At 50.2% G+C, this 20,726-nt stretch carries 19 protein-coding genes; 9 read left to right on the forward strand and 10 right to left on the reverse strand.

Going from position 1 to position 20,726, the window contains the following annotated elements; all coding sequences use genetic code 11:
• Positions 1-183, reverse strand: a 183-nt coding sequence (locus AC4QZR_RS19225) for a hypothetical protein (protein WP_494482365.1), incomplete at its 3' end; no start/stop codon positions are given.
• A gap of 16 nt (positions 184-199) precedes the next feature.
• Here AC4QZR_RS19225 and AC4QZR_RS19230 point away from each other — a divergent pair.
• From AC4QZR_RS19230 to AC4QZR_RS19240, 3 genes are all read left to right on the forward strand, one after another.
• Positions 200-877, forward strand: coding sequence for an HAD family hydrolase (locus AC4QZR_RS19230; protein ID WP_494482366.1), 678 nt, complete (start codon positions 200-202; stop codon positions 875-877).
• Between the two features lie 142 nt (positions 878-1,019).
• On the forward strand, positions 1,020-1,538 hold the full coding sequence (locus AC4QZR_RS19235) for a GNAT family N-acetyltransferase (RefSeq protein ID WP_494482367.1): 519 nt from the start codon (positions 1,020-1,022) through the stop codon (positions 1,536-1,538).
• Positions 1,539-1,766: 228 nt separating this feature from the next.
• Positions 1,767-3,008, forward strand: a complete 1,242-nt coding sequence (locus AC4QZR_RS19240; protein WP_494482368.1) for a serine hydrolase — start codon at positions 1,767-1,769, stop codon at positions 3,006-3,008.
• An 81-nt stretch (positions 3,009-3,089) separates the two neighbouring features.
• Here the strand turns inward: AC4QZR_RS19240 and AC4QZR_RS19245 are convergent, their stop codons facing one another.
• Positions 3,090-3,797, reverse strand: coding sequence for an endonuclease III domain-containing protein (locus AC4QZR_RS19245; protein WP_494482369.1), 708 nt, complete (start codon positions 3,795-3,797; stop codon positions 3,090-3,092).
• Between the two features lie 189 nt (positions 3,798-3,986).
• On the opposite strand from AC4QZR_RS19245, the gene AC4QZR_RS19250 reads away from it, so the two are divergent.
• Positions 3,987-4,679: an MBL fold metallo-hydrolase gene (locus tag AC4QZR_RS19250; protein WP_494482370.1), complete on the forward strand. Its 693-nt coding sequence runs from the start codon at positions 3,987-3,989 to the stop codon at positions 4,677-4,679.
• Positions 4,680-4,768: 89 nt separating this feature from the next.
• Positions 4,769-5,431: a DUF2238 domain-containing protein gene (locus AC4QZR_RS19255; protein ID WP_494482371.1), complete on the forward strand. Its 663-nt coding sequence runs from the start codon at positions 4,769-4,771 to the stop codon at positions 5,429-5,431.
• A 65-nt stretch (positions 5,432-5,496) separates the two neighbouring features.
• On the opposite strand, the gene AC4QZR_RS19260 is transcribed toward AC4QZR_RS19255, so the two are convergent.
• The 4 genes from AC4QZR_RS19260 to AC4QZR_RS19275 form a co-directional block, all read right to left on the reverse strand.
• Positions 5,497-6,162: a YiaD family glycine zipper/OmpA-like lipoprotein gene (locus AC4QZR_RS19260; RefSeq protein WP_253402039.1), complete on the reverse strand. Its 666-nt coding sequence runs from the start codon at positions 6,160-6,162 to the stop codon at positions 5,497-5,499.
• A 321-nt stretch (positions 6,163-6,483) separates the two neighbouring features.
• A complete protein-coding gene (locus AC4QZR_RS19265; RefSeq protein ID WP_494482404.1) occupies positions 6,484-7,200 on the reverse strand; it encodes a YiaD family glycine zipper/OmpA-like lipoprotein in 717 nt (238 codons plus the stop codon).
• A gap of 311 nt (positions 7,201-7,511) precedes the next feature.
• Complete coding sequence (accD, locus tag AC4QZR_RS19270; protein ID WP_253403327.1) at positions 7,512-8,411, reverse strand: acetyl-CoA carboxylase, carboxyltransferase subunit beta; 900 nt, start codon at positions 8,409-8,411, stop codon at positions 7,512-7,514.
• A 170-nt stretch (positions 8,412-8,581) separates the two neighbouring features.
• Positions 8,582-9,640, reverse strand: coding sequence for a class I fructose-bisphosphate aldolase (locus AC4QZR_RS19275; protein ID WP_494482372.1), 1,059 nt, complete (start codon positions 9,638-9,640; stop codon positions 8,582-8,584).
• A 279-nt stretch (positions 9,641-9,919) separates the two neighbouring features.
• On the opposite strand from AC4QZR_RS19275, the gene AC4QZR_RS19280 reads away from it, so the two are divergent.
• On the forward strand, positions 9,920-10,579 hold the full coding sequence (locus AC4QZR_RS19280; RefSeq protein WP_494482373.1) for a DUF4136 domain-containing protein: 660 nt from the start codon (positions 9,920-9,922) through the stop codon (positions 10,577-10,579).
• Between the two features lie 47 nt (positions 10,580-10,626).
• Here AC4QZR_RS19280 and AC4QZR_RS19285 read toward each other — a convergent pair whose 3' ends face one another.
• The 3 genes from AC4QZR_RS19285 to AC4QZR_RS19295 form a co-directional block, all read right to left on the reverse strand.
• The gene (locus AC4QZR_RS19285; protein WP_494482374.1) at positions 10,627-11,643 is read right to left on the reverse strand and encodes a M28 family peptidase; all 1,017 of its coding nucleotides are present in this window, start codon (positions 11,641-11,643) and stop codon (positions 10,627-10,629) included.
• Positions 11,633-13,126 (reverse strand): cysteine--tRNA ligase, encoded by a 1,494-nt coding sequence (cysS, locus tag AC4QZR_RS19290; RefSeq protein ID WP_494482375.1) that lies wholly within the window; start codon positions 13,124-13,126, stop codon positions 11,633-11,635. Before cysS ends, AC4QZR_RS19285 begins: the two co-directional genes overlap by 11 nt.
• A gap of 117 nt (positions 13,127-13,243) precedes the next feature.
• A complete protein-coding gene (locus AC4QZR_RS19295; protein ID WP_494482376.1) occupies positions 13,244-14,374 on the reverse strand; it encodes an endonuclease/exonuclease/phosphatase family protein in 1,131 nt (376 codons plus the stop codon).
• A gap of 310 nt (positions 14,375-14,684) precedes the next feature.
• On the opposite strand from AC4QZR_RS19295, the gene rimP reads away from it, so the two are divergent.
• From rimP to infB, 3 genes are all read left to right on the forward strand, one after another.
• On the forward strand, positions 14,685-15,158 hold the full coding sequence (rimP, locus tag AC4QZR_RS19300) for a ribosome maturation factor RimP (protein ID WP_494482377.1): 474 nt from the start codon (positions 14,685-14,687) through the stop codon (positions 15,156-15,158).
• A gap of 7 nt (positions 15,159-15,165) precedes the next feature.
• Positions 15,166-16,419, forward strand: a complete 1,254-nt coding sequence (nusA, locus tag AC4QZR_RS19305; protein WP_188502283.1) for a transcription termination factor NusA — start codon at positions 15,166-15,168, stop codon at positions 16,417-16,419.
• 117 nt (positions 16,420-16,536) lie between these two features.
• Complete coding sequence (gene infB / locus AC4QZR_RS19310) at positions 16,537-19,611, forward strand: translation initiation factor IF-2 (protein ID WP_494482378.1); 3,075 nt, start codon at positions 16,537-16,539, stop codon at positions 19,609-19,611.
• 681 nt (positions 19,612-20,292) lie between these two features.
• Here infB and AC4QZR_RS19315 read toward each other — a convergent pair.
• Positions 20,293-20,637, reverse strand: coding sequence for a hypothetical protein (locus AC4QZR_RS19315; RefSeq protein WP_253402019.1), 345 nt, complete (start codon positions 20,635-20,637; stop codon positions 20,293-20,295).
• Positions 20,638-20,726: the final 89 nt, after the last annotated feature.

The following is a 20,726-nucleotide window of genomic DNA, read 5'->3' on the forward strand; positions in this document are numbered from 1 at the left end:
GTGCGCCGAGAGCGAGAAGCGCAGCTCCCGCTCGTCCTCGAAAGTTTTCCTGCCCTGCATCCCATCAAAGATTTGGTAATATATCCTTTTACGACTATCTTCAATAGGTTGTGCAACAAGCACAAAGTTCAGCCTTAACCCTTCCTGCGCTACGGGCTTCAACTGCACCAGTCCGTTACCCATTACTAAATAAACTATTTTGCAAAAGAACAAATTAATAGTATTCGACATTGATGGCACTTTAACTGACAGTGTTGAACAACATCAAAAAGCATTCTCTGAAATATTGTTCGAAATTGGTGTGGAAGAAATCAAATCGGAATTCAAATCTTTCAAGCACCATACAGATAGTTTTATTGCAAAAGAGATTTATGAGTCTGAACGGAAAAAGAACTTTTCAAAAAAAATATATTCCCAATTCGAGAGTAGGCTAACTGAAAAAATAAAGTGTCTGAATTTTGAAGAAATAGCAGGAGCAAAAAGGCTGGTTGAGGTACTACACCATGATTCTGAATTTGGAGTTTGCTTTGCTACAGGCTCACTAAGAAGACCTGCAGAGCATAAATTATCATCTATTGGAATAAGGTTTGAAAAATGGCAACTAGTAGCTTCAGACAATATTCAGGAAAGAGAAAGAATTATACGCCAAGCAATTAAGAATTCAGCCAACTATTACAATGTGCAAAATTTTGAAAGAGTTATTTCTGTTGGAGACGGTATATGGGACTTAGTTTCAGCTAAAAACTTAGGGCTGGAGTTTGTCGGAGTCGGCATCTCAAATGAGAAAGTACTACTTGAAAAGGGTGCAGAGATAATTTGTAAAGATTTAACCGAATTCGAATCAAAAGTTAAAATACCTATGGGTAACAATGTATAAGAGTGATGTGGATCAGATTGCTGTGATTAGCAGTTTGTTATTTATCCAGCTTTAGAACAGGTGGCATGTATTGCTCCATAATCCCACACCACGCTTACCCTTGACCGTCAGTGCCAACTTCAACACTAAGCCCGAAAACAGTATGGATTTCATCGCTATAAAAAGAGCTACCCCAAGCGATATAAGTCAACTGCAAAAAATCAGCAGACAGACTTTTTCTGAGACCTTCTCAGCTAAGAATTCGGCGGAGGATATGAGAAAGTATTTGGATGAGGGATTGTCTGTTAAAAAACTGACGACCGAACTCCATGACAGTAACTCTCAATTTTATTTCGCGACAATTGATGATAAAGTAGTCGGCTACTTAAAGCTAAACTATGGCCAAGCACAGACGGAACTGAAAGACGACAAAGGCCTTGAAATAGAGCGTATTTATGTGCTAAAAGAATATCATGGGAAACATGTGGGTCAATTACTTTATGAACACGCGATTCAAATGGCACGGCAAATGAAGGCCGAGTACGTTTGGCTGGGCGTTTGGGAGGAAAACCAAAGAGCGATCAAGTTCTATAAGAAAAATGGCTTTGTCGAGTTTGACAAGCATGTTTTCAAATTAGGTGATGACGAGCAGACCGATATCATGATGAAACTTCAATTGTAGAGGTATGAGCTCTGCTAAAAAGGCACGCTGAATGCGAAACCTGACTGAGAAAACACTTTGTCAATGTAAAACCACTTGATGGCTAGCTTAGCACTGTTCGTTAAACCAGCAAAACATGGCCTCTGTTTGGGGGAGAGTACCTATCACGCAATCTGAACAACTTTCAGGCATCATATGACCAAACGTATACTCTTCTTAGCTTTGATGCTCTGCATTTTCCAACCTTCCATGGCTCAAAAAAGAACTGATGAATTTCTGCGGGAGCTTTTGATAAAAGCTGGCAACGACAGTGTAAATGTGCTGCTCCGCGACCCTGAGAAATACCGCGTGCAGATAATCTATACCGAGATCAACCGCGATAAGAATAATAAGCCTTCTTTCAAAAACTACTATTTTAATCACGACCCTGATCTTTACTTCAACCCGGCCTCTACAGTCAAGCTACCCCTTGCTTTTATGGCCTTGGAGAAGCTCAACACGCTCCGGAAGAAAGGTATAGACAAGCACACGCCTGTTGTGTTTGACAGCAGCCAGGTGGGGCAGACGTCGCTTTACACAGACGCTACTTCGGCCACTGGCCTGCCCTCCATCGCGCATTTCATCAAGCGGGCCCTGCTGATCAGCGAGAACGACCCTTATAACCGCTTGTACCAGCTGGTAGGGCAACAGGAGATCAACCGAAGCCTACAAAGTAAGGGCTACAAAGATTCCCGCATCGTGCGGCAGTTCATGGGCTTTACGACAGAGCAAAACCGCCACTCAAACCCCGTCCGCTTTCTGAATGAAGATGGCAGCACCAGGTATTCCCAACCGCCGCTGTACAACACCGATTCCATTGACTTCAGCCAGGTCATAAAACTGGGAAAGGCCCATTACGACAGCCGCGACACCCTGGTACAGGGGCCTTTTGATTTTACGGAGCACAACAAGCTGCCCCTGGAGGATCTGCAGCAGCTACTGCAGTCGGTGATGTTTCCGGCCTCAGTACCCAGGAAGCAACTCTTCAACCTCTCCAAAGACGATTACAACTTCCTGTACCGTTACCTGTCGCAGTACCCTTCCGAGACGTCTTACCCCAAGTATGACACCTCGCTTTTTTATGACAGCTATGTAAAGTTCTTCTTCCGGGACAAAACGCACCGTATGCCGGAGCATGTGCGGGTGTTCAACAAAGTGGGTTGGTCCTATGGTTTCCTGACGGATGTGTCGTACGTGGCTGATTTTGAAAACCAGGTGGAGTACATGCTCACAGCTACGGTATATGTGAACAGCGACGACGTGCTGAATGACGGGAAGTATGACTACGACACCGTTGGCTACCCTTTCCTCTTCCACCTGGGGCAGATCATTTACCAGCACGAACTGAAGAGAGAACGCAAGTTCAAACCCAACCTGTCTGCGTTTCAGGTACAATATGAAAAACGGGACGAACACGATACCCGGCCTGCGCTGAGCGAGGTGGACAACTAAAGCATCGGTAAAGCTGATAAGGTATAGTCTTCTCGCTATACCTATACCTGCCTCTTGTTAAAGAACAAGGCATGGGTTTCCTCAGGCGGCCTTATCAATCCCCTTAGCCCGTACCTGGTTGTAGTAATTGCAGATGCCGTTCAGCACGCACTTCTCACACCTCGGGTAGGACCAGGTACAGATCTGCTGTCCGTGCTTGAGCAGGTGCTTGTGGAAGTTGAAAAGCACCAGGGCATCTTTGGGCAGCATATCGAGCAGGATGTCGTGGGCTTTGTTGGCTGTGACCTTGGCTCCGATCAGCCCCACCCGCTGGCTCACCCGGAACACGTGCGTATCCACAGGCAGCACCGGCTTTTTGAAGTTGAAGAGCAGCACAAGCGTTGCCGTTTTGAGCCCTACTCCCGGCAGTCGCGTCAGCCAGGCCAGCGCCTCCTCCACCGGCATTTCCTCCAGGAAATCGATGCTAAACTCTCCCCGCTCCTCTTTGATGATGCGCAGGGTCTCCTGAATCTGCGGTACCTTTTGCCCCGGGTAGCGCGTCGTGCTGATGGCATCGGCCAAATCGTCAAAAGGGGCATTCATCACCCCTTCCCAGTCTCCGAAGCGCTCCATCATGGTATAGAAAGCCTTCTCTTCGTCTTTATGGTTAGTGCGGTGCGAGAGCATCGTCGAGATAAGCTCGTGCATGTGACTGCGGCGCGGATCAAGCGTCAGGGGCTTGTACTCCTGATTCAGCAGCTCGTGGGTAATCATTATTTTCTCCTCAGCGGGTAGTTCATATCCTTCCATAGCACTCGTGGGTTAGCCAGTTCTTAATTAACGGCTTTGTGCTGATGGCGTTACCGTCAAAATCAGCTGGAAAGGGCCAGTGTGGATGTTCGAACATTTATCTGGGAAAATTGTATTATAATACAACAATTTATTTCAACTCCCGCTATACTTTTAGTCCCAGCCAAAAACGGCATTAACTTTCATTCTATGCAAATCAAATTCCTAGGAACAGGAGGGGCTTTTGACATCGATTACATGAACTCTGCCGCTATGGTGACGGTACGGGGAAAGTGTGTCCTGCTCGATTGCGGTTTTACGGTCTACCAGACGCTGGTACACAAAAATCTGCTGCATCGGGTAGACCATATCCTGCTCACACATCTCCACAACGACCATTGCGGTAGCCTGGCCAATCTGCTGCTGCACAAGCATGTGGTAGACAAAGACCCAAAGCCAATCATCCTATACCCAACCGACCAGTTCAAAGCGCAGGTATACGAGTTTTTGAAAATACAGGTGAAGGACCCCGACAAGTACGCGGAGTTCATGCCGCTCGAGCATTTTGAAGGTATAAAGGCCGTCGACACCTACGGCATGCACTCAGAGGGGCTGCAGACATTTGCCTACATTTTCGAAGAAGAGGATAACCGCATTGTATACTCCGGCGATCTGGGCAAGCCCGACGTCCTGTTCGACAGGCTGAGCCGCATGTCTTCGCTGCCGACCTGCGTATACCACGACATCACCTTCAACCCCGAAAACACAGGCCATACCTTCTACAAAAAGCTGCTCCCCTACATGAATGGCGTAGAGATGTTCGGCTACCACTGCGACCCGACCCAGAACCCGGAGGACAACCCGATCAGACTGGTGTTCTATCAAAAAGACCTGATGGCCTGAGGATTTTTTGAAGGCTTGTATCCAATTAGTCAAAACATGTGTATCAAATGAAGGTTAATGTTGCAGTCCCGCACTAAACCCGTTGGCACATGACGTTTACAATGACTTTACGCTCCGAGAACAAGCTGCCTTTTCTGCGCAGGCCGCTGCACATTGCCTATACCGCCATTTTTGTGAGTTTCCTGGCATACACGGGTTTTACCACACCTGATCTGCTCAACTGGCTGCTCGAAAACTCGCTCTCGCTCTCTGTGCTGATCATACTGGCAGCTTTTTACAACATCTTCCGCTTCACCGACACCAGCTATACCCTGATTTTCCTGTTCATGATGCTGCACGTGTACGGTAGCCACTACCAGTATGCCGACAACCCCTTTGGCGAGTGGATGAAAGAGCCATTCAATTTCCAGCGCAACAACTACGACCGCCTGGTGCACTTCGGTTTCGGACTCATGCTCACCTACCCGCTGTATGAGGTGGCGAGACGTGGCTTCAGTTTGAGCGTGTTTTTGAGCATTGTGCTCACACTATCACTTGTCCTGGCGCTGAGCGCGGTGTACGAAATAGTGGAATGGGTAGTGGCCGACCTTGTGTATGATGGGGATGAGCAAGGCATGGCCTACCTGGGCATGCAGGGTGATATCTGGGACGCGCAAAAAGACATGGCGCTCGCTTTCATGGGAGCCGTCATCGCCATCGGGCTTGCCATCGTACTGCGTCTCGGCAAGCAACCTGCTACTTCTAAAAGTTAGCGCTACAAAAAAAGCCAGCTATACCTGTAGCGGTATAGCTGGCTTTTCATTAGTCTGATTAATGCTTACAAATCACCGCGCTCTGCGGCTTTCTTCATTTTCTCGTTTGCAAAAATCGCGATCTCAACACGACGGTTAGCCTGACGGCCAGCTGCTGTAGAGTTATCGCCTACCGGGTGGTCAAAAGCCCAACCCTGCGTTGTGATACGGCTACGCGAAACGCCCTGCTGGGTAGTATAGCTCGCCACCGACTCAGCGCGGCGCTCCGACAGACGCTGGTTCAGATCGCGGCTACCCGTGTTGTCGGTGTGGCCTTCGATAATAATGTTCGTGTCTTCGTACTTTTTCAGCGTAGTGGCCAGTTGCTGGATGTCCGTTTGCGCATTCGAACGCAGTTCAGCAGAATTCACGTCGAACAGGATGCCTGAGTCAAAGGTAATTTTGATACCCTCCCCTACACGCTCTACTTTCGCGTTTTCAAGGTCACGGCGCAGCTCTTCCGCCTGCTTGTCCATGTGGCGACCGATCAGGGCGCCGGCCGTACCACCCACTGCCGCACCAATAATGGCACCTGCTGCTGTGTTACCAGCCACTTTACCGATTACACCACCCACTACGGCACCACTACCGGCACCAATGGCACCGCCTTTGGCCGTGCGGCTGGCATTACAGGAAGTAAATAATAAACCGAATACGGCAAGTACTGCCAAATAAATTCTGATATGTTTCATTGTCTTCGTTTTTTAATTTTCAATTATAGTTGTCAGATTACGCCCTTAATACTCCAAATGCATTAAAATGTTGTATTTACATATAGCAGTTATACTACCCAATGCGCTTAACCTCCTATTATTTAATATGTTAGGAGCACACTATTGGTAACTTACATTAGGCAAAGTATATACGTAAACCAACAGAAGAATATTCAAAAACACTATATAAATGGCTTTAGGAGCCTGCTAAAGGAGTTATCTGCTAAAATCTGCTGCACAAAAAAGCGCCTGTCAGGTAAAGCTGACAGGCGCTCCAGTACAGGTGCTATACCTGATTCCTTACTTTATCTCACCGTTTTCAGCAGCCTTCTTCAGCTCCTCGCTTGCAATAATAATAACCTCTACACGGCGGTTCTGCGAACGGCCTTCCGCTGTTGTGTTATCAGCAATTGGCTGGTCAAACGCATAGCCTTTTGCCTGCATGCGCGATGCATCTACACCTTGGGTGCGGGCATAGTTGGCAACAGACTGCGCACGACGCTCTGACAGCCCTTGGTTCAGCTCACGGCTACCGGTGTTGTCAGTGTGGCCTTCGATGATGATATTCGTGCCTTCGTATTTCTGCAGTGTCGCTACCAGTCCGTCAATGTCTTTTTTGGCTTTGTCGCTCAGTTCAGCAGAGTTCACGGCAAACAGGATACCTGAGTCGAAGTTGATGCGGATGGCCTCGCCTACACGTTCGATCTTGGCATTTTCCATGCTTTTCTCCAGTTCTTCAGCCTGCTTGTCCATACGGCGACCGATCACAGCACCTGTAGCACCACCCACTGCAGCACCAATAATAGCGCCCGCCGCGGTGTTGCCCATTCGGTTACCGATGATACCACCTACTACAGCGCCGGAGCCCGCTCCGATGATACCGCCTTTGGTGGTTTTATTCATACCTGTCTTTTCCTGGCCAGTCGTGCTGGTATCAGTTCTGTTACCCGTTGTGGTTGACGTATCGCCTGTTCCAGAAGTGGTAGGAGCTGTAGTCTGGCACGAAGTGAACAGCATGGTAACAGCCAGCATCGATGTCAACGATAGTTTTACTAATTTCATAGTCTTTTGATAAATTTGAAAAAATGGTTTTTGATTGATAGTCGTATTGGTTAATACATTTGCGCATTGCATCGCTTTTGTGCTTTCGCAATACTAATGCCAAACTTAGGCACAATATTGTGCTTTACCCAAACTATTACTTTCATGAGCCGAAAAGGTTTGTTCCCCCTTGTCCAGCTTATATTTTGTCATGTTTGAGTGCTAGCAGAAGAGCCTGTCAGCGACACTAACAGGCTCTTTTAGTCCGAGATATTAATACAATCTGCTTATGATGACTTGGCAGCTTTTTGGATCTTAGCAGTGCCGTTGCTTTCTTCTGCGGCTGGCATGATCATACCCAATAGGTCAACGAGGCGCTGCTTCAGCTCTTTGCGGTCCACGATAAAGTCCAGGAAGCCGTGTTCCAGCACAAACTCTGCACTCTGGAAGCCCTTCGGCAGGTCCTTGCCTATCGTTTCTTTGATCACACGCGGTCCGGCAAAACCGATTAGAGAGCCCGGTTCGGCAATGTTGAAATCACCCAGCATGGCGTATGATGCGGTCACACCACCTGTGGTCGGGTCGGTGAGCAAAGAGATGTAAGGCAGTTTTTCTTCCGAGAGAAGCGCTAGCTTGGCAGAGGTTTTGGCCATCTGCATCAGTGAGAAGCCGGCCTCCATCATGCGGGCGCCACCTGATTTTGAGATCATCATGAAAGGCGTGCGCGTTTTGCGGGCATGGTCGATGGCGCGGGCAATCTTTTCCCCTACCACAGAGCCCATAGAGCCACCGATATAAGCAAAATCCATGCAGGCGATGGTGATGTCCCGGCCTCCGGACTTGCCATAGGCAGTGCGCACGGCGTCTTTCAAGCCGGTCTTGCGCTCGGTTTCAACTGTACGCTGCGGGTATGGCTTGGAGTCTACGAAATTCAGAGGGTCACCCGAACTCATATCCTCGTCCATCTCCGTGAATTTGTTGTCGTCGAACAGGATGGCAAAATACTCCTTCGAACCAATCCGGTCGTGGTAGTTGCACTTCACGCAGGTCTTCAGGTTTTTGCGGTGCTCGGTCATGCTGGTCACCGTTTTGCATTCCGGGCACTTATACCACAAACCGTCCGGGGTTTCCTTCTTCTCCTCTGTCGGCGTGTTAATTCCTTTTTCTACTCGTTTAAACCAAGGCATCATAATCGTATCGGGCGTGCATGCTGCACATTAAATGGTTGTTCCGCCACACTCCTCTTTCCAAATCGGGCAGATTCGGGCACAAATATAGCCTGCTCCGGAATACTCACAAAGGAGCTTTTCCAAAGCAGGCTGTAAAATTAGTTAATAATCAGCAGTTCTGCTACAGATTACGCAAGTGTAATGTCGTTGGCCAGGTATACGTCCTGAATCGCGTTCAGCAGCTCCACACCAACTTTCATGTCTTTCTGGAACGCCTTGCGACCAGAGATCAGGCCCATACCGCCTGCACGCTTGTTAATAACGGCTGTGCGTACGGCATCCGCCAGATCCGACTCGCCCTTCGACTCACCACCGGAGTTGATCAGACCGGCGCGGCCCATGTAGCAGTTGGCCACCTGGTAGCGGGCCAGGTCAATCGGGTTGTCAGAAGAAAGCTCAGAGTACATTTTCTCGTGCGTCTTGCCAAAACCGATCGCCTTGAAGCCACCATTGTTCTCAGGCAGTTTCTGTTTGATGATGTCCGCCTGGATTGTTACACCCAAGTGGTTGGCCTGTGCAGTAAGGTCAGCGGCCACGTGGTAGTCTACGCCGTCTTTCTTGAAAGCATTGTTGCGGGTATAGCACCACAGAATGGTGGCCATACCTAACTGGTGCGCTCTCTCAAACGCCTCTGCCACCTCAATGATCTGGCGGGAAGATTCCTCAGAACCGAAGTAGATGGTAGCGCCTACGGCCGTAGCGCCCAGGTTCCAGGCCTCGTCCACAGAACCGAACATGATCTGGTCATATTTGTTCGGATAGGTCATCAGCTCGTTGTGGTTGATCTTCACCACAAACGGAATCTTGTGCGCGTACTTTCTGGACATCATCGCCAGGTTACCAAAAGTAGTTGCCACGGCGTTGCAGCCACCCTCGATCGCCAGCCTGATGATGTTCTCCGGATCGAAATAAATCGGGTTTGGAGCAAAAGAAGCACCCGCTGTGTGCTCGATGCCCTGGTCTACCGGCAGGATAGACAGGTAACCGGTACCCGCCAGACGACCTGTGTTGAAGAGCTGTTGCAGGCTGCGCAATACCTGCGGGTTACGGTTAGACAGTGAGAACACGCGGTCCACAAAGTCAGGTCCCGGTGCATGGATCAGGTCCTTGGAAATTGTTTTGCTTTCATACTGAAGCAGGCTCTCCGCTTCAGAGCCTAGTAAGGAAACGATGTTATCGTACGACATTTTTTTAATGGTTTTAATAAAGGGACGTATTGAATTGCAGGACAAATATATAACGCTTTTGTATACTTCAGAAATTATCATGCCTTCTGATGACCAGCACGGGTATACTGCCCCAACATACCGCATACCTCGCTAAAATGTTTCTCTATACCTGGCACTAAATAACATCATCTCGCCGTCTGCTTGTATAGGGCAGGGTTATACCTTGTTATCTTAAATCTAAAACAACCCTATACTCGTTATACAAAGCATTAGGTATAAGAACGTTAGCGCCATGACATGATACATAAACGTCTTACATACGCCTGGCTTCTGTTGCTATTGGCAGGTATAGCCGCCTGCTCTTCTTCTACACAGATTCTGGGCTCCTGGAAAAGCCCGGAGATCGAAGCCCAGAATTACCGGCGGGTAGTTGTGGCAGCCCTCACCGATAATGTGCTGGCCCGGCAGGAAGTAGAAAATGACCTGGTAGACCAGTTGCAGATGCGTGGCATTCAGGCGACCCGCAGCATGGACCTGTTCCCGCCCTCAGCCACTGCTAAAAACCAACCCGATGTCAACCTGCTCATCGAGCGTATTAAAGAAAACGGCCATGACGCCATCCTCACCGCTGCCCTGGTAGATGAGCAAACTGAAACCCGTTACGTGCCTGGCAACATGGGGTACCGCCCCATGACGCGGTTTATGTGGTATGGCAGTTTCAGGGGCTATTATACCTACTGGTACCCTACGCTCTACGACCCCGGTTACTACACCGAAGACAAGGTATACTACCTCGAAACCAACCTCTACGATGCCAATACTGACCGGCTGGTTTGGTCAGCCCAGTCCAAGTCGCACAGCCCTAGCAGCCTCCGCAAGGCAGCCAATCAGTTTGCTGAACTGACTGTGCAGAAAATGACGGAAGACAACGTACTGCCCTCTGTTGTTAAAAAATAAAAAAGGCGCTCCAAGGAGCGCCTTCTCTGTGTTGGTCAGGTATAGCCTTACTCGTTGTACAGCACGTGCAGCACGGTCTGGCCCACTGCCTTTAAAGTGTTTTTGCTGATAATGTCCATCGTATCGGTATGGCGGTGATGGTAGTGGCCGAAGTAGTCGTCCTGGTTCGCCATGTTGTACTCGATGATGTCGATCATGCGTATACCGCCCACTGTGTTCACGTAATAGTGATCGTCGGTAATGGCCGGAGCATTCACATACTTAAAATAGTCGGAGTAACCAATGCGATTGCCGGCGCGCCATACCTTGTCCACGATGTTGCGGGCGTACTGCATGGAGGTACCTTCACGGGCAAACTTGGCGTTCTCAGCTCCCACCATGTCGAGCAGGATGCCGTAGTTCGCTTTGTAATTCGGGGTATGCTTGTTCTTGCTCCAGTACTGCGAACCCAGACACCAGTCGTCCTGCATGTAAGGATGATCGCTGTTATCCGGGCGTCCGTAATCTTCCCCATCAAAGAAAATGATATCGACGCCTATACCCGGTTTCTGCTCAGCAGCCTGAATGGTACGGGCAATCTCAAGCAGCACACCAACACCGCTGGCACCGTCGTTGGCGCCGTCAATGGGTTTGTTCTGGTCCTTGTCGTCTTTGTCGGCAAAGGGACGTGTGTCCCAGTGAGCGGCCAGCAGTACCCGTTTGGTTGCATTCGGGTTGATGGTGCCGATGATGTTGCGCAGGTTCAGCATAGTGCCATCAAAAGCCTTTGCCTGAAAAGCCTGCACCTGTACCTCAGCACCGTAGCCACGCAGCGTCTCGATAAGCCACTCTCCTGTTTTGTAGTGCTCGGCCGTGTTCGGTACTCGCGGCCCGAAAGCCACCTGCCGATCCACAAAGAAATAAGCAGAGTCCGCATTAAATTCAGGCGCTTGCACAGCGGCAGCCTCCTCCACTTCGGTGGTTGCCACACGCTCGCTACTGTTTCCGTTTTCGGAAGAGTCGCAGCCGTTAAGCCCCATCGCTCCAAACAGCAGCATGGCCAGTAGCTTCATATTATTCTTCATAAGCCCAGTCAATTCCGGTTTTCAAGTCTTTGATCACGATGCCCTGCTTTTTCAGTTCAGCACGGATGGCATCTACCTTGTCATACGCCTTGTTCTCTTTCGCTTCTTTGTAAAAGCCAAGCACCAGCTCCAGCATTTCTTCCATGTCAGCAGTCGGTTCATCCTTCAGACCCAGCACATCGGTTACCAGTTCGGTATAGGTCGTGCGAATGGTATCGAAAGTGCCGCGCGTCAGTGCCCCGATCTGCAGCTGACCCAGGTATAGGCTGTTGATCTTTTTGAGGAGGTTGAATAGCGAGGCGATCGCGCGGGCCGTGTTCAGGTCGTCGTTCAGTCCACGGAAGCAATCTTCGGTCAGTTTCAGCAGCTCATCGTTCAGCTTCTCATCCGGTGTGCCTACACCTTCTTCCGGATAACTTAACTTTTCAAGTACACGCATACCGTTCATCAGCTTTCTGTACCCTTTCTGGGCGGCCTGTAGTGCCTCGTTGCTAAAGTCGAGGGTGCTGCGGTAGTGCGCCTGCAGAATAAAGAAGCGGATGGTCATCGGGCTGTAGGCATGCTCCAGCATCTGGTGGTTGCCGCTGAAGAGCTCGCTCAGGTTGATGAAGTTGCCCAGCGACTTGCCCATTTTCTGGCCGTTCACCGTGATCATGTTGTTGTGCACCCAGTAGCGGGCGGCATCGCTGTGACTGTGGCTGGCCTGGCTCTGCGCAATTTCGCATTCGTGGTGCGGGAACATTAAGTCAAGTCCGCCACCGTGGATGTCGAAGGTCTCGCCCAGGTACTTGCGGCTCATAGCCGAGCACTCCAGGTGCCAGCCCGGAAAGCCGTCGCTCCAGGGCGAAGGCCAGCGCATAATGTGCTGCGGCGATGCTTTTTTCCAAAGCGCAAAGTCCAGCGGCGAGCGCTTTTCGCCCTGCCCCTCGGTGTCGCGGGTATTGCTCAGCAGGTCTTCGATGATGCGACCGGAAAGCTTGCCGTAATTGTGATCTTTGTGGTAGGCCGGCACGTCAAAATAGACCGATCCGTTCACCTCATAGGCCATCCCGTTCTCGAGTATCTCCTGTATCATCTGGATCTGCTCAATGATGTGGCCCGAGGCACGTGGCTCTATGTCCGGCGACTTCGCGTTGAGTGTCGCCATGTCCTGCTGGTACACATTGGTATAATGTTGCACGACCTCCATCGGCTCGAGGTGCTCCAGTTTGGCTCTTTTCTGGATCTTGTCCTCTCCCTCGTCGGCATCGTTTTCGAGGTGCCCTACGTCGGTGATGTTGCGCACGTAGCGTACCTTATAGCCCAGGTATTTGAGGTAGCGGTACAGCACGTCGAAGGTAACGGCACTGCGGGCATGGCCCAGGTGGGGTTCGCCGTACACGGTCGGCCCGCAGACATACATTCCCACGAAGGGCGCGTGCAGCGGTTCGAACAGTTCTTTTTTGCGCGTGAGCGTGTTATACAGGTTGAGTTTGTGTTGCATGGTATCGGTATAGGAAGTGCATGCGAACAGGGCATGCCTTCTGTTTATACTTGATCTTTCCGGTTAACCTCGCTGGCAAACCAAAGTTCAAAATTAAGAAAATATACCGTCAGTGCCTTACTCCTCTTTCGGCTTGATGACATAGGTGGCCGAGATCGGGAAGTGGTCAGAAAGCGGCATTTCGTAATGCGTTTTAAAATCGTAGGCCTCCAGGCCGTCGCTGTAGAACTGATTATCAATACGCAGGAAGGGCAGCGGACCGTTGTAAGTGGCCCCCACTCCATTGCCGGCTTTCTCAAACGAGTTGTTCAACTCGCTTACCAACTGACTGTAGGTATAGCTAAACGGAATGTCGTTGAAGTCGCCCGTCACAATAACCGGATAAGGTGAAGTCTTCACATGATCGAGCAGCTGCTGTACCTGCAGCGCCCTTGCCCGGAAACCCATGCGCAAACGACGGGCCAGATTGCGACTTTCTTTCTTAAAGCTCACTTCGTCGCCTATCGCAGAGTAGGTATTTTCGATATCTGCTGCCCGGATGCTCATCGACTGCAGATGCACGGCGTATACCCTAACCGTATCTCCTTTCACATTGATGTCTACCCAGGCGGCCCGGTTGGCGCTGCGCTTTGAAGTGTTTGAAAAGTGTAAAGTATTACCTCTTATGATCGGATATTTTGAGAATATCACCACCCCGACGTCAGAAACAATACGATCGCTCTGGTAGGTTGACGCAAACACATACCGGTTATACCTTTTCCCGATCCGGTTAAAATTATTGAACTCGGTGGAGTTGACGCGACTGTAAAATTCCTGCAAACAGAACACATCAGCAGGGTGGGTGGCTACCCAATCCACCATCTCCTCCGACACACGCGGCACGCCTTTCACTATTTTGTCGTAGGCATTGAATATATGCACGTTGAAGCTGAGCACCTCGAGGGTTTTAGCGTCAGCAGGCAACTCTTTGTCCCATGAAATAGACACCAGCCGGCCATAGTGGTTCCAACCAAGGCCGATCACAGCGAGCGGCAGAAACACATACCATGAGCGCTTCAGCAGCCAGTAAATGAAAAACAGGAAGTTGAGTACCAGCGCACCGGGAAGCGAGAAAGCCATGAAGCCCGCAGGCCAGAATTCGTAGGGAGGCACGCGCATGCTCAGCACCCCGAGCAGCAGCCAGAGCACTACCAGAATGTTAAGGATCAGCCAGATTTTCCGGCGTATGCGTTTGAATGTACCTGCCACGGTGGCAAACTTACAAATTATGCCTGTAGGAATATCAAGCCTCGCTTCAGAATATATTCAGATGCGGCGGCAGTACCGTTTTTAAAAAGCAGAACTTTTCGCGCGCTGGTTCATGTTACCGAACCGAAGCCCATTCGGTAGCCTGCTATAGGCGCTCAAATACCGTCCGAAATCTCCAGAAACCAGATAATTTACAGCGCACTTCCACACATATTGTTGTTTATATAATGTTTTTATAGTAAATTTGTGACATTATTTCCAAGGAGATGAGGGGACGCGAGGTCCCCTTCTTTATTTTCTTTAATTTAATATGGCAATAACGGCACAAAGTATTCGCGCAATGGTGGAAGCCAGCCTACCGGAAAATGACCTGTTCATCGTAGATGTGGCAGTGTCTGATTCGGCGGTGCGCCCCAAGATAACCGTGCTGGCTGACGGCGAGCAGGGCATCACAATTGACCAGTGCGCCAGCATCAGCCGCCGCGTTAATGCGAAGATCGCAGAGGAGTATGGCGAGGAGGTTTCTTATGTGCTGGAGGTAAGCTCACCGGGGGTGGATTTTCCGCTCACGCAGTCGCAGCAGTATAAGCGAAACATCGGCCGCAATCTGAAGCTGAAAATGCAGGATGGCACCGAAAAAACCGGCAAGTTGGAAGAAGTAACAGAAACAGGTATAAACCTGACAGAAGAAATCAAACAAAAAGGCAAAAAGGCAACGTATGAGCCTGTGCAAATACCTTTCGGGGAAATTGTAAAAGCAAATGTTGTAATCTCATTTAAATGATAAGATAATGAACAGTTCAGTCCTGATCGAGTCGTTCGCTGAATTCGCGAAATTCAAGAACATAGACCGCCCGACGATGATGCGCATCCTGGAGGATGTATTCCGTACCATGATCCGCAAAAAGTGGGGCACCGACGAGAACTTTGACATCATCCTGAACGTGGAGAAGGGTGACCTGGAGATCTGGCGTAACCGCGAAATCGTGGACGACAACTCGGAGGACATCTGGGATCATGATAAGATCGCCTTATCGGAGGCGCAGAAAATAGAGCCTGACTTTGAAGTGGGTGAAGAGGTATCGGAAGAGATACAGCTGGAGGACTTCGGTCGCCGCGCTGTGCTGACCGCACGCCAGACACTCATCCAGCGCATCAAGGACATGGAGAAAGAACTCCTGTTCCAGAAGTATAAGGATCTTGTTGGCGAGATCATCTCTGGTGAGGTATACCAAGTATGGAACCGCGAAGTACTGCTGCTCGACCAGGAAGAAAACGAACTGCTGATCCCGAAGGGTGAGCAGATCCCGAAAGACCGTTACCGCAAAGGCGACGTAGTGCGTGCTGTGGTACAGCGCGTTGAGATCGTGAACGGTAATCCAAAGATCATCCTTTCCCGTACATCTCCAGCATTCCTGGAGCGTCTGTTCGAGAACGAGGTACCAGAGATCTACGACGGCCTGATTGCGATCAAAAAAATTGTGCGTGAGCCCGGCGAGCGTGCCAAAGTAGCCGTAGAATCGTTTGACGACCGTATTGACCCGGTAGGTGCCTGCGTGGGCATGAAGGGTTCCCGTATCCACAGCATCGTGCGCGAGCTGGAGAACGAGAACATCGACGTGATCAACTACACCGACAACCTGGAACTCTACATTCAGCGTGCGCTTAGCCCTGCTAAGATCACCAGCATGAAGATAGACAACGAGAACGGCCGTGTATCGGTGTTCCTGAAGCCGGACCAAGTATCGCTTGCGATCGGTAAAGGCGGACAGAACATCAAACTGGCCAGCAAACTGGTTGACATGGAGATCGACGTGTTCCGTGAGTCTGAGGTATACGAAGAAGACATCAGCCTGGAGGAATTTACGGACGAGATCGAGGACTGGGTGATCGCAGAACTGCGTCGCATCGGTCTGGACACAGCCAAGAGCGTACTGGCCGTTTCGAAAGAAGACCTGCTTCGCAGAACAGAACTGGAAGAAGAGACGATCGACAGCGTGCTCTCCATCCTGCGCGAAGAGTTGGAAGAAGAAGACAATCAATAGTTGTGAGTTGCGCTCCGTTACTGTAATTTTGAAAAATATTCGGGACGGGGCGTAGTTCTATACCTTGCAAGGCAACTATAGTATATTAACACAATAATAAAGACAGTATATCAGAACATGGCAGAAGACAAAATCAGGAGGCTCAAACAGGTTGCAACTACTTTAAACATTGGTACAGCTACCATTGTGGATTACCTCTCTGCTAAAGGCTTTGACGTGGAAAACAAACCCACCACCAAAATCACGGCAGAGCAGTTCGGTATGCTGGCTAAAGAGTTCGCCTCTTCCATGCAAGACAAGATTGAAGCGGAAGAACTGAACATCGGCAAGAAACCACAAAGCAACCAGATAGTGGAATCGGAGCCTCATCACGAGCCAAAGAAAACATCGGAGCCTGAGCAGGAGATCCTGATCAAGAACGCGCACCAGCCGAAAAGCGAAGCCGCAGAGGCGAAGCCAAAAGCGGAGCCAGCACCGGCGCCTGTTGAAGCAAAGCTTCCAGGTATAAAGGTGCTCGGCAAAATAGAGCTTGACGCCAAAGGCCGTCCGATACCGAAGGCTGCCCCGAAGCCTGAAGAGCCAAAGGCACCTGTAGCGGAACAGCCAAAAGCCCCGGAAGCGAAAGCACCAGAGCATCCAGCCCCTGCCCCTCAGGTAGAGAAGCCAGTGGAGAAGCCGGCAGCGCCTGTGCAGGAAACACCTGCCGCTCCAGCAGTAGAGACACCTAAAGCTGAAGCCCCTAAGGTGGAAGCTCCAAAAGTTGAAACGCCACAGCAACCGGCAACGCCTCCTGCCCCTGCTGCGGAACAGAAACCAGCTGAAAAACCAGTTGAAAGAACACCGGCTCCTGCGCAAGCAGCGGCACCACAGGCACCGGAAAAGCCGGCACCTGCTACTCCTGAAGAAAAAGGACCAGAACAAATAGAAACAATTACAGCAAAAGCCGACCAGCTGAAAGGCCTTACGGTGCTGGGCAAGATTGAATTGCCAGACAGCTCCCGTAGAAAAGGTACTAAGCCGGTAGCGTCTTCTGATGACAAGAAGGCCGGTAAGAAGAAAAAGCGCAAGCGCATTATTGTGGCCGGCCCGGAACAGGGTGGCAACCAGAACCAGGGACAAAGTGTTTCCAATCCACAGGCTCGCCCTATCCAGCATACGGGTGGCGGAGGCGGAGGCTATCAGGGCAATCGTCCGGGACAGCGTCCTGGCGGTGGCGGACCCGGAGGCCCAGGCGGCCGTGGACCACGCAATGCTCCGGGACCACGTGTAGAAAAAGCAGAAGTAACGGATAAGGAAATCCAGGAGCAGATCAAAGCTACGCTTGCGAAGTTAAGCGGCGGCAAAGGAGGCGGTGGTAATCGTGCCAAGTACCGTCGTGAGAAGCGCTCTGCTATTGCGGATGCAACAGAAGAGCGTCGCCTGATGGAGCAGGCAGAGTCGAAGACCCTGCGTGTAACAGAATTCGTGTCAGCTAATGACCTGGCAGCGCTGATGAACGTGAGTGTGAATGATGTCATCAAGGTATGTATGCAGCTGGGGATGTTCGTATCTATTAACCAACGCCTTGACGCCGAAGCCATCACTATCATTGCAGACGAATTCGGCTATGCAGTTGACTTCATCACATCAGAGGATGAGCAGGCGCTTGAAGATACAATAGAAGACAACGAAGAGGATCTGTTGGATCGTGCCCCAATTGTAACCATCATGGGTCACGTTGACCACGGTAAAACCTCCCTCCTTGACTACATCCGAAATGCTAACGTAACAGCTGGCGAGGCCGGCGGTATCACGCAGCACATCGGTGCCTATAAGGTGCAGACAGAGAGCGGGCGTACCGTTACCTTCCTGGATACACCGGGTCACGAAGCCTTTACGGCCATGCGTGCCCGTGGTGCCAAAATAACGGACGTTGTAATCATTGTGGTAGCAGCCGATGACTCGGTGATGCCACAGACAAAAGAGGCCATCAACCACGCACAAGCTGCCGGCTCCCCTATTATCATCGCACTGAATAAAATAGACAAACCAGCTGCTAACCCGGATAAGGTTCGTGAAGAGCTCGCTCAGATGAACATCCTGGTAGAGGAATGGGGCGGTAAATACCAGTCGCAGGAAATATCTGCGAAGACGGGACAGGGCATTCCTGACCTGCTGGAGAAAGTATTGCTGGAAGCCGAACTCCTTGAGCTTAAGGCCAACCCGGACCGAAATGCAGTGGGTACGGTTATCGAAGCATCGCTTGACAAAGGCCGTGGCTACGTAGCAACAGTGCTGGTACAGACCGGAACGCTGAAGGTAGGTGATGTGGTACTGGCAGGCTCCCACTACGGTAGGGTGAAAGCCATGACCGACCACCGCGGCCGCAAAATGAAAGAGGCAGGCCCATCCACTCCGGTACAGCTATTGGGTCTGGACGGTGCGCCACAGGCCGGCGACAAATTCCAGGTGATGGAATCGGAGCGCGAGGCACGTGAAATCGCCACCAACCGGGCACAGGTGCAGCGTGAGCAAAGCCTGCGTACCCGCAAGCACATCACTTTGGATGAAATCGGTCGTCGTCTGGCCATCGGTACGTTTAAGGAGCTTAACGTAATTGTGAAGGGTGACGTGGACGGTTCCGTAGAGGCACTTGCTGACTCCCTGTTGAAACTGTCTACTGCCGAGGTGCAGGTGAACATCATCAGCAAGGGCGTAGGCGCTATCTCTGAATCTGACGTATTGCTGGCTTCGGCTTCTGATGCGATCATCATCGGTTTCCAGGTACGTCCTTCACAGAACGCCCGCAGACTGGCAGAGCAGGAGCAGATCGACGTTCGTCTGTACTCTATCATCTACGATGCGATCAACGAAGTGAAAGACGCAATGGAAGGTATGCTTGCTCCTACCATGAAAGAGGAGATTACGGGCAACGCCGAAGTTCGCGATGTGTTCCGCATCACCAAAGTTGGTACGATTGCAGGTTGTATGATCACCGATGGCTCTATTCAGCGTAACTCCAGAGTACGTCTGGTACGTGACGGCATTGTGGTACACGACGGCGAGATTCTGGCACTCAAGCGTTTCAAGGACGATGTGTCTGAAGTGCGCCAGGGTTACGAATGCGGTATCAGCCTGAAAGGATACAACGAGATCGAAATCGGTGACGTAATCGAAGCTTACGTAGAAAAAGAAGTGAAGCGTACGCTGTAATACAGCTGCATCATGAATCATAAAGAAGGCTCCTGCGAAAGCGGGAGCCTTTTGTTTTTGGCCAGTCAGCAAAGCCATCTTGAAGCAGCGGGCACTGGTTATACCTGAAAAATAATAGCTATACCTGACCACTTGCTTTACCTGAGAAGGGCTATACCTGAATACAGCAGCGCTATACCTACATAATTAAGAGCACGTTTGAGGTAATGAAACCATCCTATCTACTAATTCTGTCAACATAAGTAGATGCTCTTCGGTACATTCATGCCCCGAAGCTTTATCGAGGCCCTTGTTCCCAATTCTATGAACTTAAGGAAACGCTCTTCGAGATTGTCCACATCCCCATAAATCAAAGTATGGATTACGCGGGTCTGGAGACCCGATACAGTTGGGATTCGGATTGGTCAATCCGAATCCGGTATAGGAAAATCAAATGCACTGACCAATCGCAAGCTATACCTGCTGAAATAGTACAGCTATACTTTGAAAGAGCTTTGCCAGCTTCTAAATCAAGTCTCACCTTTACCCTTCTTTAGTGGTAAGGCTATACCTCAAATCCTGTCTTAATGTATAGCAAAACCAAGCCATATATGTTGCGCGCCTCGCTTATACTATACAGGATCAAAAAAAGCCCCGCCTGATTAATCAGGCGGGGCTTTTAAATGCATTCGGGGTGTTCTATTACAAGGAATACCGGGCAAGACGACGCTTGTCGCGCTTGTGTTTGCGGTGCATTTCTTTCTCTTTTTTCAGAATGGCTTCCATGCGCTTGCTCCCTTTGATGCGGTCTTTGGTGAAGCGGGTACGGTTCGAGTTTTCATAAGCATTCCAACGTGCATCCATACCTGAAGCGCGTGCACCGACGGCATCAGCGGTAGTACCCTTTTCCTGCACCCGGGCAGTACCCCAGTATTCGTCTTTCCCGGAGTTCAGCGAAGTGCTCGAAGAACTGGAAGTTTGTGCCATTGCATCGGACACAAACAGGAGGAAAGAAAGAGAGAATAGTAACGATATGATTTTTTTCATAAATCCACTTTTGATAATGTATCTATACAACGTACATTATGCGCTAAAGTATACATTTTTAGTGAATAACAAGAAGTGGTAATTAAAAG

This window comes from Pontibacter sp. YIM B11418 (assembly GCF_059278805.1).

Coding starts and splice junctions, on each gene's coding strand:
- AC4QZR_RS19235 (WP_494482367.1), top strand. CDS start 1,020: ATGGATTTCATCGCTATAAAAAGAGCTACCCCAAGCGATATAAGTCAA.
- AC4QZR_RS19240 (WP_494482368.1), top strand. CDS start 1,767: ATGGCTCAAAAAAGAACTGATGAATTTCTGCGGGAGCTTTTGATAAAA.
- AC4QZR_RS19245 (WP_494482369.1), bottom strand. CDS start 3,797: ATGGAAGGATATGAACTACCCGCTGAGGAGAAAATAATGATTACCCAC.
- AC4QZR_RS19250 (WP_494482370.1), top strand. CDS start 3,987: ATGCAAATCAAATTCCTAGGAACAGGAGGGGCTTTTGACATCGATTAC.
- AC4QZR_RS19255 (WP_494482371.1), top strand. CDS start 4,769: ATGACGTTTACAATGACTTTACGCTCCGAGAACAAGCTGCCTTTTCTG.
- AC4QZR_RS19260 (WP_253402039.1), bottom strand. CDS start 6,162: ATGAAACATATCAGAATTTATTTGGCAGTACTTGCCGTATTCGGTTTA.
- AC4QZR_RS19265 (WP_494482404.1), bottom strand. CDS start 7,200: ATGCTGTTCACTTCGTGCCAGACTACAGCTCCTACCACTTCTGGAACA.
- accD (WP_253403327.1), bottom strand. CDS start 8,411: ATGCCTTGGTTTAAACGAGTAGAAAAAGGAATTAACACGCCGACAGAG.
- AC4QZR_RS19275 (WP_494482372.1), bottom strand. CDS start 9,640: ATGTCGTACGATAACATCGTTTCCTTACTAGGCTCTGAAGCGGAGAGC.
- AC4QZR_RS19280 (WP_494482373.1), top strand. CDS start 9,920: ATGATACATAAACGTCTTACATACGCCTGGCTTCTGTTGCTATTGGCA.
- AC4QZR_RS19285 (WP_494482374.1), bottom strand. CDS start 11,643: ATGAAGAATAATATGAAGCTACTGGCCATGCTGCTGTTTGGAGCGATG.
- cysS (WP_494482375.1), bottom strand. CDS start 13,126: ATGCAACACAAACTCAACCTGTATAACACGCTCACGCGCAAAAAAGAA.
- rimP (WP_494482377.1), top strand. CDS start 14,685: ATGGCAATAACGGCACAAAGTATTCGCGCAATGGTGGAAGCCAGCCTA.
- nusA (WP_188502283.1), top strand. CDS start 15,166: ATGAACAGTTCAGTCCTGATCGAGTCGTTCGCTGAATTCGCGAAATTC.
- infB (WP_494482378.1), top strand. CDS start 16,537: ATGGCAGAAGACAAAATCAGGAGGCTCAAACAGGTTGCAACTACTTTA.
- AC4QZR_RS19315 (WP_253402019.1), bottom strand. CDS start 20,637: ATGAAAAAAATCATATCGTTACTATTCTCTCTTTCTTTCCTCCTGTTT.